Origin of the sequence: Vibrio tarriae, from assembly GCF_002216685.1 — a bacterium.
Taxonomy (GTDB): Bacteria; Pseudomonadota; Gammaproteobacteria; order Enterobacterales; family Vibrionaceae; genus Vibrio; species Vibrio tarriae.
Genome location: NZ_CP022352.1, coordinates 413,105 through 429,449, shown reverse-complemented (window position 1 = coordinate 429,449; position 16,345 = coordinate 413,105). Strand labels below are relative to the sequence as shown.

Below are 16,345 nucleotides of genomic sequence, written 5' to 3'. Positions count from 1 at the left end.
TGCCGGTCAATGCTCATGGCAATGAGGGTTGTTACCGTCTACCGTCTACCTGCAACTCCAAGTAGTTTGGGTATAGGTTTATAGAACTGGCGAATTATAACTATAAGCGATGGTAAACTTTGCCCCTCATGATGAGGGGCTTTTTTGTAGAAACTTCATTTCATACATGTTTTTATCCGCCAGATAAATCAACTGGTTCAAATTAGTGGTGTCGAGTGGATAGGTGCTGACCCCGATACTCGTGTTGAGCTTGGCTCGTAAATCACCAGTTAACTCAAATTCTTGATCGAAAGATTGCTTAATCATGCGCTGCATCATCATCTGTTCGGTAGGGTTGATGCTGCTTAAGATGATGGCAAATTCATCTCCTCCCATCCGGAAAACGCGATAATCGAATGCAGGAATCGAATGATTTAAGCGATAAGCGACCTGTTTGAGCACCGCATCGCCCATTTGATGACCGTAAGTATCATTAATCATTTTAAATCCATTGAGATCGAGCAAAAACAATGAGAAACCGCCACTACGGCGATGGCGTTCTAATTCGGCGAACATAGCCGTGCGGTTTTCCAACCCCGTTAATGGATCTGTCAATGCCAAAATCCGATGGTATGCCGCTTCTTTATGCAAAATAAAACTCACCAGCCCGACACAGCTAAACATCAATAACATCAGCGCAAACTGGATGCGACTGAGGTAATTCAGTTGCTCTTTTTGCTCCACATACAAAGGGCTTTGTACCCCAAATGTGCGGTTTATGAACTGAATAAAAATATCCATCTCTTGTTGGGCTGCCAAAATAAAACTTTGTAAGCTTTCTGGGTTTTTGGCGGCGAGCAGTAGCGGCTCAAGTTGTTTAAACCGAGCAAAAGCGGCTTGGAAGAATTCGCGAGTGCTTGGCATACCTATAATGCCGTCGGCCTCTTTGCTATTGAGGATCAGATCAAAACGGCTCCAAGCAAGCTCATATTTCACCATCACACTGCGTTGATTGTTCTCGGATTCCAATAGATAAGGAGAGAGTGCCAGCAGTTCAGTAAACTCTTTATTCAGTTGGAATAAGAACCAGATCGCTTGGTTGGTGTGCGAAGAGTAGGACTTAGATAAATCGCGAGTATTGTTGATCAAATACAAATTCGCCAAAATCAAAAATGCCGACATGAAGATCAGCAGTGTTTTGGCATGTAAGATCAGCGGGTGGAGCGTTTTCTGAGTTTGTGTATTCATGGCTTCTTATGAATCAAAATTTGACTTATTTGCCAAACCATATGGGTATAGTAAACGGTGTTTTTCAGTTTTGGATTTTGATCTAAGTTATACACCAACCAAAAAGGGCCTTTGTTGCGAATTTTCATTTCATTACCGTCCATGAAGTACGCAACAATCGGTTCATATTGTTGAATATCCGCTATCGAAATATTAGCAGCGTAGTCATTCAATGCCATAAAAGTCACCGAACTCACTTGACTCTGCTGCAAATACTCGAGCAAATCGCTTACTTTAAAGCCTGTGAAGCGATGTGAACCATGAAGCCATGGTAGTTCGGTGGTAAAAGAGACCGCAGGCAGTTTGGTGGTCAACTCTTGCAAGGAAAGAACCTTAGGTGGCGCGTCTGCTACTTGTATCGTGATGTTCGATGCAAAAGCGAAAGAGCTGCACCACAGGGTTAAGATCAGCAATATCCATCTCATTATTGGTTATTCCGCACTGTTATTCCCCTTCCTACTTGAAGCAGCGGTGGTGTTGGCTACGTTCGTTTCCAAGTAGTTTGGGTATCGATTGTGTTTTATTTTTCAACCCAAAGTTGCAGTGGTACTGATTACAACTTTATAGTTAGTTATCGTTAATTGGTTGAATTATAGGCGGTGTCGGCTGATATGAAAATCACTGATATTAACAAGATTGATGATAAAAAGACTCAGTATTGAGACTTTTTATAAGAAAAGCGCCATGTTGATGGCGCTTCTTAATAGGGAGACAGATTAGAACAGCAGATGTGCTACCGCGGCAATCACAGGTAAGGTGATCAGGGTACGCAAAATGAAAATGACAAACAGCTCGACAATATTGACTGGGATACGGCTACCCAGCAGTAGTGCGCCGACTTCAGACATATAGATAAGCTGAGTTACAGACATGGCCGCAATCACAAAACGTGTCATTTCGTTATCGATGGAAGCCGCTAAAATGGCTGGAATAAACATATCCGCAAAGCCAACCACAATGGTTTTCGAGGCTGCGACGGCTTCTGGCACTCCGAGTAGCTCTAAAAATGGAATGAAAGGTTGGCCAAGCAGAGAGAATACGGAAGTGTATTCAGCAATCACCAAGGCGATAGTGCCTAGTCCCATTACAACAGGCAGTACGCCAAACACCATATCGACCGCGTTACGCACCCCTTCGCCAATCACAGATTTCACAGAGTTAACTTTTGCTGCTTTGGCTAAAGCCTGTTCCATACCCCAAGAAAACGCAGTGTGGCCTTCAGGAATTGCATCAGCATCAGGATGAGGCTTGCTACCATCGATATAAGTATCTTTTTTCCATGACAAAGGAGGAAGGCGAGGAATAACTACCGCTGCCACCACACCCGCTAAACAGACCGCACCATAGAAAGGTAGGAATAGGTGTTCAAGCTCTACTTGGGCGATCACCACTAAGCTAAAAGTAATCGATACCGCAGAGAATGTTGTGCCGACTACCGCCGCTTCACGTTGGGTGTAGAATTTTTCTTCGTATTGTTTACTGGTGAGCAGGATGCCTACGCTACCATCGCCCAGCCATGAAGCCATACAGTCAATGGCGCTGCGACCCGGTAGATTGAATAAAGGGCGCATCACTTTGCTCAGTAAGCTGCCAAACAGCTCTAATAAGCCAAAGTTAAGCAGCAAAGGCAGCAGTAAGCCTGCGAAAATAAACACTGAAAATAGTGTTGGGAGCAGGCCTTGCAAGACCAGTCCACCCGTGTTTTCTTCCCAAATCACTTTTGGACCGATTTGGAAAAATGTCATGATCACGGCAGCTCCGCCAATCACACGCACGGTTAACCAAAGCCAAGAAGGATTAAACAAACTGTTTAAGAAAGGACGAGACATTACCCAACTTGGTTTAAAGACTTTGCAGATAACAGAAGCGGCTGACATAAAGGCGATGATTGCCGTAACGACAGTCACCAGATAATCCCCAAACAGCGCTTGAACGGACTTGGCCAACACCGCCACTGGAATGGTTAACGATCCATCGTAACTGATGGGAGCCATAAAGAGGAAAAGCCCGATCAGAGAAGGGATCAGGAACATCCACAGATTACCCGTGTTAGCCTTTACTGGTGGCTCTAAGGTTTGCGCGTTATCTTGCATTATTCATCTCTATTCATGCTGCGTCATTCAGACACACTGTTCAGTCGAAATTTGCCACACCTTGGCATAAAAATTCACTGCATTTCCGTATTTAATCAGCGTGCGCAAGAATATCTATTTTTGACACCCTACGCAATACTATTCATTTATTTTGGGTATACATTCAAATTAATTTCCTGATGTTTCAAGCCTTGATGGTTTTTTGTATATTTATTGTTAAATCTATCATTGTTGTCGAATAGCATCGTAAATAGATTTGTTGGTAAAGATGCGGCGCAAAAGCATAAAAATAAAAAAGCCTCCTTGGCATAGGAGGCTTTTGGTTGGAATAAAATCTTTCCATACTAGGTTGAAGCTACAACGTCAGGTTGTTAAGGTCGGTTATTCTGTCGGTTTGGTTTCAATTTCGCTTAATGCCGCGTTGAGCGCGCCTTCAAAGACCGGGTAGACATTTTGTTCGCCGACGAGTTTGATAATGCCTGCTTTGATCAGCTTTTGTGAGACTCGACTATTGGCACCTGAAATCAAAACCTTAATTCCACGCTTATGGAAACTCTGAATAATCTCTTCCAGCGTTTGAATGCCAGTAATATCCATAAAAGGCACCCATTTTAAACGCAGGATTAGGATCTGCGGCGTTTCTTGAATGCTGCCCATCACGCGTTCAAACGTTTCTGCTGCAGCAAAGAAGAAGGGTCCTTCCAGTGCGTACACTGCGAGCTCGCGTGGCAAGGTAGTTTTGCCATGCTGTGCCAGTTCATAACTCATCTCTTGCGAGCCGTTGGCTTTGACTTCAACACTCGATGCCATGCGTTTCACAAAGTGTAACATGGCAATGATCACACCGATATTCACCGCTACGACCAGATCGGCAAACACCGTCAAACCAAAGGTGAGCAGTAGAATGGCCACATCAGCACGCGGCGCGCGTTTAGCCAGTTGCACGAAATGTGGCGCTTCACTCATATTCCAAGCCACCACAAACAGAATCGCGCTCAAAGTCGCGAGAGGAATATTCACCGCTAAAGGCGCGAGTACCAACAGAATAATGACCAGCGTCAGGGCGTGCATGATACCAGCGATTGGGCTGTTGCCGCCGTTACGAATGTTGGTCGCGGTTCGCGCGATCGCACCGGTTGCAGCAATACCACCAAATAGAGGGGCCACAATATTTGCAATTCCTTGTCCAACCAACTCTTGGTTTGAGTTGTGTTTGGTGCCCGCCATACCGTCAGCAACCACAGCTGATAGTAAAGATTCAATCGCACCCAGCATCGCAATTGCAAAGGCAGGGCCAATCAGTTGAATCATTTGGCTTAGGCTAAGATCCGGTAGCGCAAATTCAGGTAAGCCTTGTGGAATACCGTCAAACGCTGACCCAATGGTTCTGACTCCCTCAAATCCCATCACATATTGTAGTGAAGTAACCACCACTAGGGCCAAGAGTGGCCCCGGAATTTTTGAGAGTTTGGGAATTTTCGGCCCAAAGATCACTAAAGCCAGAGACAGCATCGCTAACAACGTTGTTGTGAGATGAAATTGCGGGAAAGCATGAAAAATCGCCACCAGTTTTTGGTGGAAGTGCTCACCTTTAATTTCAGGAAGGCCAAAGAAGTCACGCCATTGACCCACCCAAATAATCACCCCAATACCTGAGGTAAAACCCACGATAACTGGGTCAGGAATATAGCGAATGATGCTACCTAAACGTGCGAGCCCTAATACCACGAGAATAAAGCCAGCCATAATCGTGGCGATTTGTAATCCAGCAACGCCGTGTTCGGCTACGATGCCAGCAAGAATAACAATAAACGCGCCGGTTGGGCCGGCGATTTGTACGCGTGAACCACCAAACAGGGAAACAATGATCCCCGCGATGATAGCGGTATAAATTCCTTGTTCTGGTTTTACTCCCGATGCAATGGCAAATGCCATGGCTAACGGCAGTGCAACCACCCCAACTATCAACCCCGCTGTAATATTGTTGACCCATTGTTTGGGTTGCAACTGACCGGCTTTATAGGATTCATAGATGGCAAACATAGTTGATCACCTTAACAAAAATAGGGAAATGAAAACGCCGAGGATTCTACGCTCATTTTATAGGCTGTAAAGGGCTGCTTCAGTTGACTAGCCTATATTCAAACATACCGCGTTAAAGGAATTAATCTTTTAATTTCATTATATTAACCTCATGTAACGCCATGTTTTCCCAACGTTAACTCAAGGATCTGTGATTAATTGGAATATCATGTGGAAAAATAGAGTGCTGATGATTTTCAAGATATGCACTTAATTGAGGGATTGTAGGTTGAGTATAGATGGCAAATTACCTATGATTCTTTCGGTTGATTATTTTTTGTTCGAAGATGGAGTTTGACATGATTAACAAGAAGTTCCTTAAAACAAAAGATGAAGTGGAAGTCACTTTTGAATGCGATGCCCCGCAAGCGGCCTCTGAAGTGGCGATTGTGGCGGACTTTTTAGATTGGCAGCCTGAGCCTATGAAAAAAATGGCCAAATCGAGTACCTTCAAATTTAAAACTCGTTTGCCGAAAGATCGCGAATTTCAGTTCCGTTATCTGCTCGATAAACAAGAATGGGTCAATGACCCTCATGCCGATCAGTACATCGCTAACGGTTTTGGTGAAGAAAACTGCTTGTTAACCACTTATCAGTGATTTGGGTAGCATTTTTTGACGAAAGCTCAAAAAATCACAAACAACTAAGTTGCTGTCTGCATACAAAATCTTTTATTTTTGAAAGGCACAAATGTGCCTTTTTTGCTTTAAATTGACGAAAGCGTAGGTGACAAACCTCGCTGAAACCCTTACTCTTGGCCGAGTTTTGGCTTTTTTCCACAGGTAAACTGGTGATATCTAAATCTATTATTTTGCGGTTTTCTGAGCTTTCAATGCGAAAGAAAGCGACACTAGTAGGTTTGCCGCTTTTGGCTGTGGCCGCGATATCTTCTTCGCTGAACAGCCCCACGCGGCAACAACGTATTGAGTTGTCCCTTCCAGAATCTCCGCTCGTACAGTTATCTTCAGCAGAACATACTGTAGAAGTGGTCAAAGTAGGTCATCCGGATTATGAGTATGAAATTAAGCCGGGCGATAACTTAAGTACAATTTTTAATCAGCTTGGTTTTGCTTATACCGAGCTGATGAAAGTCATGGAAACCGACTTAAACTATCTTGCTCTTGATACATTAAGGCCGGGCAACGTGCTGCGTTTTTGGAAAGGCAGTGATAATACGTTGACCAAAATGGAACTGGAATTCAGCCTCGTTGATCGCGCAGTCTATACGCGTCTGAACGATGGTAGCTACGAATTTGAAGAGCAAAAAATTCCTGGTACGTGGAAGGTTGAACCACTGATTGGTGAAGTGGATGGCAGCTTTTCTCTCTCGGCCAATCGTGCTGGACTAGGTTCAGCTGATGTAGATCAGATCGTCACTTTGCTGAAAGACAAAATCAATTTTGGTCGAGATCTGCGCCGTGGTGATCGTTTTGAAGTCGTATTATCGCGTCAGTTTGTCGGAGAGAAACTGACTGGCAACTCTGAAATTCAGGCGATTAAGATTTTCAATCGTGGCAAAGAGATCACCGCGTATCTGCACCAAGATGGTCAGTATTACGATAAGAATGGTGATAGCTTACAACGGGCATTCCAGCGTTATCCTGTGGATAGCAAGTGGCGCATATCGTCGAACTTTGATCCAAGACGCTTGCATCCAGTTACCAAGCGCGTAGCACCACACAACGGTACAGATTTTGCGATGCCAATTGGTAACCCAGTGTACACTTCCGGTGATGGTGTTGTGGTCATGACTCGTAGCCATCCTTATGCGGGTAACTATGTGGTGATTCAGCATGGCAGCGCATATATGACGCGTTATTTGCACTTGAGCAAAATTTTGGTCAAGAAAGGGCAAAAAGTGTCACGTGGCCAGCGCATAGGTTTGTCGGGTAATACAGGGCGTGTGACTGGGCCTCATCTGCACTATGAGTTAATCGTGCGTGGTCGTCCTGTCAATGCCATGAAAGCCAATATTCCGATGGCAAGTTCAGTACCTAAGAAAGAGATGGCGCAATTTATTGCTAAGCGCAAAGAGCTTGACCAGATGCTTGCTCGCCAAGAAAGCATGCTTGCTGTGCAATAGCACCAAACTTTCAAAACAAAGCCCCTATCAGGGGCTTTGTTTTTTCTGCATCTTAGTGATTCGGGTTGGCCGGAGTTTGCTGGGTTGAAGATAACTGCCGCTCGACCATGACACTGGGTAAGTCGGGTTTACTAAAGTAATAGCCTTGTATTTGCTCACAGCCCATTTGGTAGAGCTTATCCAACGCTTGTTGGTTCTCTACTCCCTCAGCGACGAGATCTAGCTTCAACTGGTTGGCAAGCTGAATAATCAACCACACAATACTTTCAGAAGTTTGGTTGGTGAGTAAGTTACGCACAAATGTTGCATCAATCTTGATGCAATCAATCGGGTAACTGTGAATATAGTTAAGGCTCGAATAGCCCGTCCCGAAGTCATCCAAGGCAATTTTAAAACCCAGTTCGCGCAATATGGTAAGAATACTGCACACTTCTGCAGCTTTGGAGAGTAATACGGTTTCTGTCAGCTCAATCGTGAACTCGTTAGCTTGAAAACCATAGACTTTAATGGTTTTTAATAGATGCTCAAGGTAGCGGTTGGAATGTGTCAGCTCATCGGCTGAACAATTGATGCTTAAGCGAATTTTTTGGCCAATGCCTTGTTCTAATTCCTGTTTTGCGATACAGGCTAATTCGAGAATACGTTCACCAAATTCGACAATCAGACCAGATTGCTCTGCTGCTTCAATGAATTCCAGAGGTGTTACCAAACCGAGTGCGCTGCTGTTCCAACGGGTTAAGATCTCAAAATAGTCCCAACGGTTTTGATGTTTTTTCACAATAGGTTGTACGACCACATACAGTTCAGTTTGATGAATCGGTTTACTCAATTCACTACGCAAAGCATCTATGATTTGTGTGCGTCGGTAGTATTGATTGCTAAGTAAGTTATCGTAAAAACGAATACGAGTGTTATGGTTCCGTTTACACTCTTTTAAAGCGAGGCTTGCATTAAACAGTAACTGATCAGCATTGAGCTTTTCACCATTGTATTTGGCAATACCAATACTGACACTGATTTTGAGTCGCCGATCTTGATCGATATAGTCTTGCGCTAGTTTGTTGAGTATGGCTTGGCATATTTTCATCGGCTCACGAGCTGTGGTCAAAAACGCAAATTCATCGGCTGCGATTCGAAAAGCGTATCCTTCCTCAGGTACGGCCTGCTTTATCGCTTCTGCGACAAATTTGAGTACTCGGTCCCCCAAATAATGACCATACAGATCGTTTATCGAACGAAATTCATCAATATCAAGAAACGCTAGGGTGAAATGGTGCCGATCTTCATGAACGAGTGTGGCTAGTTTATCGGCCAGATCATTACGGTTCATTAACCCAGTCAAGTTATCGTGGGAAATTTCATGGCGCAGTTGATTGACTAAACTCTGCGAGCGGACGGCGATCTGCTGACATTCCAAATCATGTGCAATCATTTGAGCCAAGATTTGATGGGTCAAAACTAAGTTATCGTATTCTTCTAGTGGTCGAGTAAAGGTTGAGATCAGGATGCCGTAGTTTTCGCCATTGGAGAACGAAATTGGGATCCCGAGATAGGCTTCAATCTGGTTTTCTACCAAATAGCCATCCGTAGGAAACCGTTCGGCGACTTGATGAGTGAATAGGCAGTAAGGTTGCTGCATCAGCCCAACTTGCTCACATGGTGTGCCATGCAGCTCGTAATCAGGCTCTAAACCACTGGGTTCAATGCTGGCACAAGACAAGTTGCGTGCTTTATAGCGCATTTTGTCGAGCTCAATCACCATTGAACTGTGGCTATTAAACGTTTTATGGAGAAACTGCGTGGCTTGAGAAAGTAGCTCTGAACCGCAAAGCCCATTGAAGTGATGTATGGCATCCAGACTCAGTTTCTCTGATTTCAATTGAGTGCTCGTCATACTGTGATCTCTCTAGCGGTAACTGACAACGTGGAGCTTGTCGTTGCAAAGCTCTCTACCCGATAAGTTGGAAGGTAGTCTTTGCTTCCAAACTACTTGGGTTTATATGCATGTTGTTACTATTGATGAGTTCTGGGTGATTTTCCACTCAATTTTTATGGATTAGCCATGACTATTTAGGCTTACTTTTTTATTTCAATCGCTTACTGAACAAAAAAATCAGAGTATCAGTAGGAATTTAACATGATTAATTGATATTGAAGTCAGTTATTCGGCCTTGTTTGGTACTAGCTTCTGCTTCAAATGATCAAGGAATAGCTGAGTTCGGGTATGTTGGTACTCCAATTTAGGGTAGTACGCATATACGGTGGCCTGATCTATGGTGACATCGGGCAGTATGCGAACCAAATTGCCCTGTTTCAGCTCTTCTTTGATCATGATATGCCCAGTGACAATAATCCCCATGCCTGATTTTCCAGCATAGAACAGAGCTTCAGGGTTGGTGGTGGCGAAATTGCCTGTCAAAGTGAGGCGCTTACCTTGAGCTGTTTTTACTTCGCGATACGTTTGCTCCCCCCAGCACAGCACATTGTGCTGGGTTAACTCTTGTAACGATTGTGGAACCCCATGTTTAGCCAAATAGCTCGGAGAGGCATAAAACGCTGCTTGATACTCAAATAGAGGAGTGGCTTTGAAACTAAGCGAATTGAGCTGCTCAATTTCACGGCTGATAAAAAGATCGAGATGCAATTCAGGCAACTGGCCTGGTGTGGTGGTGATGAGCTGAATGCGAATATCAGGATAGCGTTGTAAAAACTCGTCGAGGTATTGCATCAAAAATTTAGAACCGACCGCCAAGGTTGCACCGATGCGTAGCAATCCGGCGGGTGTCTGGTTGACGGAGCGCGTTTCATCGACCACGGATTGCCAGCTTTCTAACTGCGCTTTGGCTCGTTGATAAAAAAGCGCTCCGGCTTCGGTCTGTGTGACTGAACGTGTCGTGCGTTTAAGCAGCTGGACACCAATGCGATCTTCAAGCCAGTGAATACGCTTACTGACCGCTGAACTGGTGGTGTTGAGTTTGCGCGCCGCTCCATTGAAGCTGCCTTCCTCAACGACTTTGATGTAAGTTTTTGCGCTCTGTAACCAATCCATCTCATGACCTTACTCATTCTTTATTGGAACTAATTTATTTCCAATTTGCGAGATTATCAAATTAGAGTTGCCAATATAGACTCTTCGCCATGAACGCACAAACCTCCTCCCGTTTTCGCCGCACCCCAATGCTACTTGCGATGATGATCATCGCGACTGGCCAAGTGGGCGTGAGCATTTATTTACCCTCACTGCCTCTGATTAGCCGTGATTTACAGGTGGATCAAGCGAGTGCGCAGATGCTTGTCACGCTGTTTTTGCTGGGTTTTGGTGGCTCGCAGCTGTTTTATGGCGCACTTTCTGATGCGGTAGGCCGACGTCCCACTTTCTTGCTCGGTCAAGGTATTTACCTTATTGGCACGATCGTGTGTGTGATGATGTCAGATCATTTTCAGGCGCTTGAGTTTGGTCGTTTACTGCAAGGGTTGGGGGCTGGAAGCGCTTCTGTGCTTGGGCGTAGCGTATTACGCGACAGCTATGATGGTTTCCATCTCACTAAAGCACTCTCCTATTTGTCGATTACTGCATCGATCATGCCGATTATTGCGCCAGTGCTCGGGGGCTGGATGGCCTATCATTTGAGTTGGCAGTCCGTGTTTATGTTTGTATTGATTTATATCGGGGCCATTTTTACGCTCGGCGTTATGATTTTGCCGGAAACGTTGCCTTACCCGAAGCGGCGTGTTCAGTGGCGTGGCATTGTGATGAATTATGCGAAACTACTGACCAATCACCAAGTCACCAGCAGTGCCAGTTATAACTGGCTGAGCTATTTAGCCAGTTTAGTGACATTGTCGATTCTTCCCTTCTTGTTGCAAAAACAGCTCGGAATGACGGCGGCGGATTATGGCTCTACCTTAATCATACCTTCAGCAGGTTTACTGGTAGGAAGCCTGTTGGTAAATATGTTGACCTCTCGATTTTCCTCGCGCCAGTTACTTGCCTGTGCGATTAGCTTGATGGTGTTTTCCGGGCTGTGGTTATTGCTTACTGAGTTTTCTGTTTTCAATCTCATTTGGGCATTTACTTGGCTGAGTATCGCGCAGGGCATCTCTTTTCCGCTGGCAACCACGCTTTTGTTATCACCTCATAAATCACAAGCGGGGGCCGTTTCTGCGCTGTCGGGTTCCATTCAAATGGCGATCGCGGGTTTATTGGGTGGTTTTTTGGTTGAGCATTGTGTGACTAACCAACATGCAATGGGTGTGTTTTATATTCTGGTCGGTATCACGATGTTGAGTGTGTTGATCGCAACGAAAAAAGCCCACGTACCAGAGAGCGCAGTACAAATGCAGGCATGAGAGCGGGTGTGATGAAAACTCAGTTCAATCGCCCGTAGGGCAGGTAAATACAGGTTCTACTGCCGCTTGCCGTGAGAAGTGTATATAATCGGCGCTTATTTTTACGGGAAAGCACTCTCTACGGGGATCATCATGCAACAGAGTCAATTTGAAGCCTTAATTAAACTTTTATGTGAGCAAACCACGTTACCGGCAGCATTAACGCTACTGAAGAATAGCGAAGATGAAGCGATTGCCGAAGCGGCACAGTCACTCTCTGGCCAGTTTGCTTTAGCAGAAGTGGAAGGTGAGCAACGTATTTACCATGTGACGACTGAAGTGGATGAACAGGGCGAAGAGCAAGAATATGTTGAGCACATCATGAACGAGGGTGATGATGTGGTGAAATTTGTTGCTTGGTTTTTTGATGGCTTTTTCGATATCAAGCAAAAAGACGTTTACCAAGCAGCAGGTAAAACTTACAAACAACCAAAGCGCCATTAATTTGTAATAAAACTACAAAAAAACGTGATCATACTCTTGTTTTGTTGTCTTTTGCTGTTATATTGAGCGAAAAATGTCACTCAACAACAAAGAGGCATGCGTTATGAATAATGAACTCGGTTCTGTTTATCTAGGCCAAATGATCGCTAAACAAGCGATGCATCAAGCTCAGTTTGGCAAAAGCAAAACGAAAAAGCGCTCTTTATTACAGAGAATGCGTCAAAAATTCAGCCAGTAAGCTTATTTGATTAAGCTTTCACGTTTGAATTTTCAGTCGAAAGCTGGAAAACGCTAGGCTAAGAATGATATCGCCCCACAAATGAGTGGGGCGATTTTTTTGCTGATTTTGGCTATACCCAAACGATTTGAATTACTGAGCTACACGCGTAGTTTCGATTTCTACCACGTTATCAGGTAGCGAATGCGGGTTATCCTGCAGCCATTTTTCCAACGCATCACAGCCCCCAATGTACTGACCATTTAACCAGATCTGCGGTACCGTGACGGGTGTTTTTTCACCGATGATCGCTTTCACTTCAGGGATCATTCGGTATAGCGCAGCACTCTCTTTCACTACATCGTGGTAGCGATAGTCGATTCCTGCAGTATCCAGCAACTGTTTTGCTTTCACGCAGTAAGGGCAGGTGGCTTTGCCAAAGACAATATTGCCTTGTAACGTGTCTTGTTTAGTCCACTCTTTGATGATGGATTGCACCAATACACCGCGGTTTAGGGCTTCTCCTTGGCTGATCACTTTGCCTGCTATGACCACAATCGGCGCATGCCATGCCCTAAGCTTTAAGGGTTCCCACCAGTAGCTAAGCCAATCTTTTACCTCTAATTCAATCGGCACGCCAGCCAATTCATTGGCAAAGGTATCGGCCAAAATATCTTTCGTCAGCGTGCATTCTCCACAGGGAATGTTCACTTTAAATGGGCCAAAACTGCCAGCCCAGCGATAGAGTGTGACTTTAATTGGCGTGGTCATCAGGTATTCCTCATACAAATCTTTTCATTAAAAGATAGGAAAGGTTTTAGGCGATGTTTCTTTCACGCCGTGATTTTTTTGTTTCCCACTGAGTAATGAACGCGACAGATAGAACGATAATTGCTGCGCCTAGCCAGAGTCTGCCCGGTGGTACCCAACCAAACACTAACCAGCCAGCCAGCACGTTTAAGGGAAGTTTTGCGTGATCAAACGGTTGTACAAAAGATGCATCAGCAACCGCGTAGGCTTTGGCTATCGCCCATTGAGCCAGCGCAGTCATGACCCCTGCGCCAATCAGTAATCCCCATAGCATTTGGCCACTTGGCATCTGCCAGTCGGGGAGCGCAAGGAGCAGATTGAAGGGGGTGATCAGCAGCAGCAGGTAAACCACCATGGTCGAAGGCGAATCATGAGCGGAAAGCTTTTTCACCATCAGCGAGTAACATGCCCAGAAGAAGGCTGCTCCCACCGGCAATAGAGAGGCAAGATTAAAATCGTCCGCCCAAGGCTCCAAGATGATCATCGCACCGATGAATCCTGTGACAGTCGCGAGCCAACGTGCCATGCCGACTTTCTCACGTAGCCATAAGCCAGAGCCGATGGTGGCAAACAGGGGAGAAGTCATTAGCAATGCAATACCTTGCCAGATGGGAACAGGGTAAGCCAGCGCCCACAACCAGAGTTGAATGCCGATTACCGCTAGAAACACGCGCAACAAATGTGCACCAAAGCGCTGAGTACGCAGTGACTGACGAATGCCAAGGGTTTTGAGATAAGGCAGGATAACCACAATCGCAATCGCGTACTGCACTAAGGCAACGGTGGTGGAAGGAAGGCCAAATTGAATGCTGGCGTATTGTGCGACGCTATTGACGATGGCGAACGCGAGGCCTGCCGTCAGCATCCAAAGCGCACCTTGCAATGGGTGATGTTTAATGCTCATGAATCAAAGAGGTAGTCAGAAAGTGGGCTGAATCATACGTGGTAATAGTGAGAAAACCAATCGCTGTGGTTGCTCATGACGTTCGAAATTCTGCAACAAAAAAGGCCAAGCAATCGCTTGGCCAAAGAAGGACAATATTCAGGAGTTTAAGGCAGTGTGATTAAAAATCGTAACGTAGACCTAGGCGGATGGTGTCTTCGACTTTGTAGCCAGCATCTTTGTCATCCAGCCCATTCGCTTTGTAAGCGATGTAAGAGCGGAAGTTTTTCGTGAAATCATAGCGGCCAGTTAACTCAAAGAAGTCCGCAGTGTCTTTAGTGACATTCTTGGTCTCTTCTTCTTGGTTTTGGTAAGCCGCGATCAGGCGAAATTCTTTGGTGATTTTGTACTGTGCAGAGACTTCGATACCGGTAAATTCCGTGTCTGCTTTGTCATTTTTATCACCCGTGGTGTAAGTGGCCCCGAAGTAGAGGTCACCCATGGTGTAACCCAAACCCGCAATAATTTGATCCGCTGAACCTTTATCTGTACCCAGATCATTCGCGGCATAACCTAAACCGATATCCAAACCAAATGGCGCTGAGTAGATGCCTGACAGGCCATAGCCATCGGCATTTTTCTCATCATCAGCAATGTAGCTTGCTTTTAGCTTGAAGCTTTCGAAGTCATAACCATACGCGATAGTGTTGTTGATCTGCTCGTTACCTGCGCTGATGAAGGCTTTTTGATCGCCAGTAAAGGTACCGATATCAGACATATCAGAAATTTGCACGCCAGCGGTGTTTTGGCGGCCAAAGGAGAGGCTACCAAAATCGCCTTTCATACCCACGTACATATAACGTTGTTTGAATGTGGTTTCTTGCTCTGTTGACGTTCCTGCGGACGATTTTACGCCTTGCTCTGCTTCCCAGAAGCCAAAGCCTTTCATGCCGGCACCAATGTCGGTTTCACCGGCTACATTCAAACGCACACGGCTCTTGTTGAGCATTGTGCCTTCAATTTCTTTGCCTTTGTCGTCGCCATTAAAGTCACCACGGAACTCCAGACGACCACCCACTTTGAGTGAAGTGCCTTCTGCATCATATACGGTTGCGGCTAAGGTTGAGCCAGATACCACTGCGGAAAGAACTGCTACTGCGATTGCTGCCTTTTTCATTTTTCTACCCTATTAGTTTGATTGGGCTTTACTGCCCGACTTGTGATGCCGCTAAGGTACTGATTGAAAATGAATAATGCGTTTCTGTTCGGTGACGGTTTGATTGTTTTTTTATGGCGCAGGGATGACAGATATAAGGCAAAATGATGACAAGGCTGCGGTGTGCATTTTCCACAATTGTGTGATTCATTTCTGCGTAGTTGAGCCGAGGTTAGTTTAGAATCGCGGCTTTGTGTCTGGTCAAGGAAGAGAGATGAGTCATATCCAATTTGCCAACCGAAACATATCCGTGGGTAAAGTGCTGTGTGTCGGGCGTAACTATGTTGAACACATTCAGGAACTGCACAATAGCATTCCAGAACAGATGGTGCTGTTTCATAAGCCTTCGTCAGCGGTTACATCGCAGCTGCGCGCCTTCCATCAAGAGCCTTTGCATTATGAAGCAGAGATCTGTTTTCTGGTTGAAAAGGGACAATATGTCGCGGTGGGAATTGGCCTAGATTTGACCAAGCGCCAAATGCAGAGTTATCTCAAGTCCAAAGGCTTGCCTTGGGAGCGCGCTAAAGCGTTTGATGGTGCTGCAGTCTTGAGCCGATTTGTTGCGCTTGACGGGTTGGATGCCGCCGATCTCAATTTGGAACTGCTGATCAACTGCGTACGTGTGCAAAAAGGGCATGTCAGCCAAATGCTTTACTCGCCTCAAGCGGTATTGCAAGAGCTCAAAAGCTATCTGACTTTGGAAGATGGTGATGTGGTGATGACTGGTACACCACAAGGCGTTGGAGAAGTACATCAAGGCGACCGTTTTGTGGGCCGCCTGAAATGTGGTGAACAGACCTTGATTGAAGTGGAATGGTTGGCTGAATAACCGAGCTTTCGCCCTCTCGCCCAACATACACTA

The 16,345-nt window shown here is 45.3% G+C and carries 15 protein-coding genes; 6 read left to right on the top strand and 9 right to left on the bottom strand.

The genetic code is table 11. The annotated features are described in order from the left end of the window. Positions 1-126: 126 nt before the first annotated feature. From CEQ48_RS02515 to CEQ48_RS02495, 4 genes are all read right to left on the bottom strand, one after another. Positions 127-1,227, bottom strand: coding sequence for a GGDEF domain-containing protein (locus CEQ48_RS02515; RefSeq protein WP_089070098.1), 1,101 nt, complete (start codon positions 1,225-1,227; stop codon positions 127-129). After that, positions 1,224-1,691 carry a putative pterin-binding protein gene (locus CEQ48_RS02510; RefSeq protein ID WP_089070097.1) on the bottom strand — a complete coding sequence of 156 codons (468 nt, stop codon included), beginning with the start codon at positions 1,689-1,691 and terminating at the stop codon, positions 1,224-1,226. The genes CEQ48_RS02515 and CEQ48_RS02510 overlap by 4 nt, the downstream gene beginning before the upstream one ends. Positions 1,692-1,982: 291 nt before the next feature. Continuing rightward, a complete protein-coding gene (locus CEQ48_RS02500) occupies positions 1,983-3,359 on the bottom strand; it encodes a YjiH family protein (RefSeq protein WP_089070096.1) in 1,377 nt (458 codons plus the stop codon). A 381-nt stretch (positions 3,360-3,740) separates the two neighbouring features. After that, complete coding sequence (locus tag CEQ48_RS02495; protein WP_089070095.1) at positions 3,741-5,402, bottom strand: SulP family inorganic anion transporter; 1,662 nt, start codon at positions 5,400-5,402, stop codon at positions 3,741-3,743. Positions 5,403-5,740: 338 nt separating this feature from the next. On the opposite strand from CEQ48_RS02495, the gene CEQ48_RS02490 reads away from it, so the two are divergent. Beyond that, complete coding sequence (locus CEQ48_RS02490) at positions 5,741-6,040, top strand: isoamylase early set domain-containing protein (RefSeq protein WP_181710694.1); 300 nt, start codon at positions 5,741-5,743, stop codon at positions 6,038-6,040. 191 nt (positions 6,041-6,231) lie between these two features. Next, positions 6,232-7,524 carry a peptidoglycan DD-endopeptidase ShyA gene (gene shyA / locus CEQ48_RS02485; RefSeq protein ID WP_089070556.1) on the top strand — a complete coding sequence of 431 codons (1,293 nt, stop codon included), beginning with the start codon at positions 6,232-6,234 and terminating at the stop codon, positions 7,522-7,524. A 52-nt stretch (positions 7,525-7,576) separates the two neighbouring features. Here shyA and CEQ48_RS02480 read toward each other — a convergent pair whose 3' ends face one another. Further along, entirely contained in the window at positions 7,577-9,418 is a 1,842-nt protein-coding gene (locus CEQ48_RS02480; protein WP_089070093.1) for a putative bifunctional diguanylate cyclase/phosphodiesterase, read from the bottom strand. 267 nt (positions 9,419-9,685) lie between these two features. Further along, positions 9,686-10,573, bottom strand: a complete 888-nt coding sequence (locus CEQ48_RS02475; RefSeq protein WP_089070092.1) for a LysR family transcriptional regulator — start codon at positions 10,571-10,573, stop codon at positions 9,686-9,688. 89 nt (positions 10,574-10,662) lie between these two features. Here CEQ48_RS02475 and CEQ48_RS02470 point away from each other — a divergent pair, with 89 nt between their 5' ends. The 3 genes from CEQ48_RS02470 (at position 10,663) to CEQ48_RS20460 (ending at position 12,595) form a co-directional block, all read left to right on the top strand. Further along, entirely contained in the window at positions 10,663-11,874 is a 1,212-nt protein-coding gene (locus tag CEQ48_RS02470) for a multidrug effflux MFS transporter (protein WP_089070091.1), read from the top strand. 132 nt (positions 11,875-12,006) lie between these two features. After that, entirely contained in the window at positions 12,007-12,357 is a 351-nt protein-coding gene (locus CEQ48_RS02465) for a hypothetical protein (protein WP_089070090.1), read from the top strand. A gap of 103 nt (positions 12,358-12,460) precedes the next feature. Further along, on the top strand, positions 12,461-12,595 hold the full coding sequence (locus CEQ48_RS20460; RefSeq protein WP_001058399.1) for a hypothetical protein: 135 nt from the start codon (positions 12,461-12,463) through the stop codon (positions 12,593-12,595). Positions 12,596-12,727: 132 nt separating this feature from the next. On the opposite strand, the gene CEQ48_RS02455 is transcribed toward CEQ48_RS20460, so the two are convergent. The 3 genes from CEQ48_RS02455 to CEQ48_RS02445 all read right to left on the bottom strand — a co-directional run bounded on the left by CEQ48_RS02455 (position 12,728) and on the right by CEQ48_RS02445 (position 15,444). Beyond that, positions 12,728-13,345, bottom strand: coding sequence for a glutaredoxin domain-containing protein (locus CEQ48_RS02455; protein WP_089070089.1), 618 nt, complete (start codon positions 13,343-13,345; stop codon positions 12,728-12,730). 46 nt (positions 13,346-13,391) lie between these two features. Then, positions 13,392-14,249, bottom strand: a complete 858-nt coding sequence (locus CEQ48_RS02450; protein ID WP_181714843.1) for a DMT family transporter — start codon at positions 14,247-14,249, stop codon at positions 13,392-13,394. A gap of 199 nt (positions 14,250-14,448) precedes the next feature. Continuing rightward, positions 14,449-15,444, bottom strand: a complete 996-nt coding sequence (locus CEQ48_RS02445; protein ID WP_089070087.1) for an anion-selective porin — start codon at positions 15,442-15,444, stop codon at positions 14,449-14,451. A gap of 253 nt (positions 15,445-15,697) precedes the next feature. On the opposite strand from CEQ48_RS02445, the gene CEQ48_RS02440 reads away from it, so the two are divergent. Continuing rightward, positions 15,698-16,312 carry a fumarylacetoacetate hydrolase family protein gene (locus CEQ48_RS02440; RefSeq protein WP_089070086.1) on the top strand — a complete coding sequence of 205 codons (615 nt, stop codon included), beginning with the start codon at positions 15,698-15,700 and terminating at the stop codon, positions 16,310-16,312. Positions 16,313-16,345: the final 33 nt, after the last annotated feature.

What these genes read in the sequence shown, in the direction of transcription:
- CEQ48_RS02515 (WP_089070098.1), bottom strand. Translation starts at nt 1,227, where the DNA reads ATGAATACACAAACTCAGAAAACGCTCCACCCGCTGATCTTACATGCC.
- CEQ48_RS02510 (WP_089070097.1), bottom strand. Translation starts at nt 1,691, where the DNA reads ATGAGATGGATATTGCTGATCTTAACCCTGTGGTGCAGCTCTTTCGCT.
- CEQ48_RS02500 (WP_089070096.1), bottom strand. Translation starts at nt 3,359, where the DNA reads ATGCAAGATAACGCGCAAACCTTAGAGCCACCAGTAAAGGCTAACACG.
- CEQ48_RS02495 (WP_089070095.1), bottom strand. Translation starts at nt 5,402, where the DNA reads ATGTTTGCCATCTATGAATCCTATAAAGCCGGTCAGTTGCAACCCAAA.
- CEQ48_RS02490 (WP_181710694.1), top strand. Translation starts at nt 5,741, where the DNA reads ATGATTAACAAGAAGTTCCTTAAAACAAAAGATGAAGTGGAAGTCACT.
- CEQ48_RS02480 (WP_089070093.1), bottom strand. Translation starts at nt 9,418, where the DNA reads ATGACGAGCACTCAATTGAAATCAGAGAAACTGAGTCTGGATGCCATA.
- CEQ48_RS02475 (WP_089070092.1), bottom strand. Translation starts at nt 10,573, where the DNA reads ATGGATTGGTTACAGAGCGCAAAAACTTACATCAAAGTCGTTGAGGAA.
- CEQ48_RS02470 (WP_089070091.1), top strand. Translation starts at nt 10,663, where the DNA reads ATGAACGCACAAACCTCCTCCCGTTTTCGCCGCACCCCAATGCTACTT.
- CEQ48_RS02465 (WP_089070090.1), top strand. Translation starts at nt 12,007, where the DNA reads ATGCAACAGAGTCAATTTGAAGCCTTAATTAAACTTTTATGTGAGCAA.
- CEQ48_RS20460 (WP_001058399.1), top strand. Translation starts at nt 12,461, where the DNA reads ATGAATAATGAACTCGGTTCTGTTTATCTAGGCCAAATGATCGCTAAA.
- CEQ48_RS02455 (WP_089070089.1), bottom strand. Translation starts at nt 13,345, where the DNA reads ATGACCACGCCAATTAAAGTCACACTCTATCGCTGGGCTGGCAGTTTT.
- CEQ48_RS02450 (WP_181714843.1), bottom strand. Translation starts at nt 14,249, where the DNA reads ATGCTGACGGCAGGCCTCGCGTTCGCCATCGTCAATAGCGTCGCACAA.
- CEQ48_RS02445 (WP_089070087.1), bottom strand. Translation starts at nt 15,444, where the DNA reads ATGAAAAAGGCAGCAATCGCAGTAGCAGTTCTTTCCGCAGTGGTATCT.
- CEQ48_RS02440 (WP_089070086.1), top strand. Translation starts at nt 15,698, where the DNA reads ATGAGTCATATCCAATTTGCCAACCGAAACATATCCGTGGGTAAAGTG.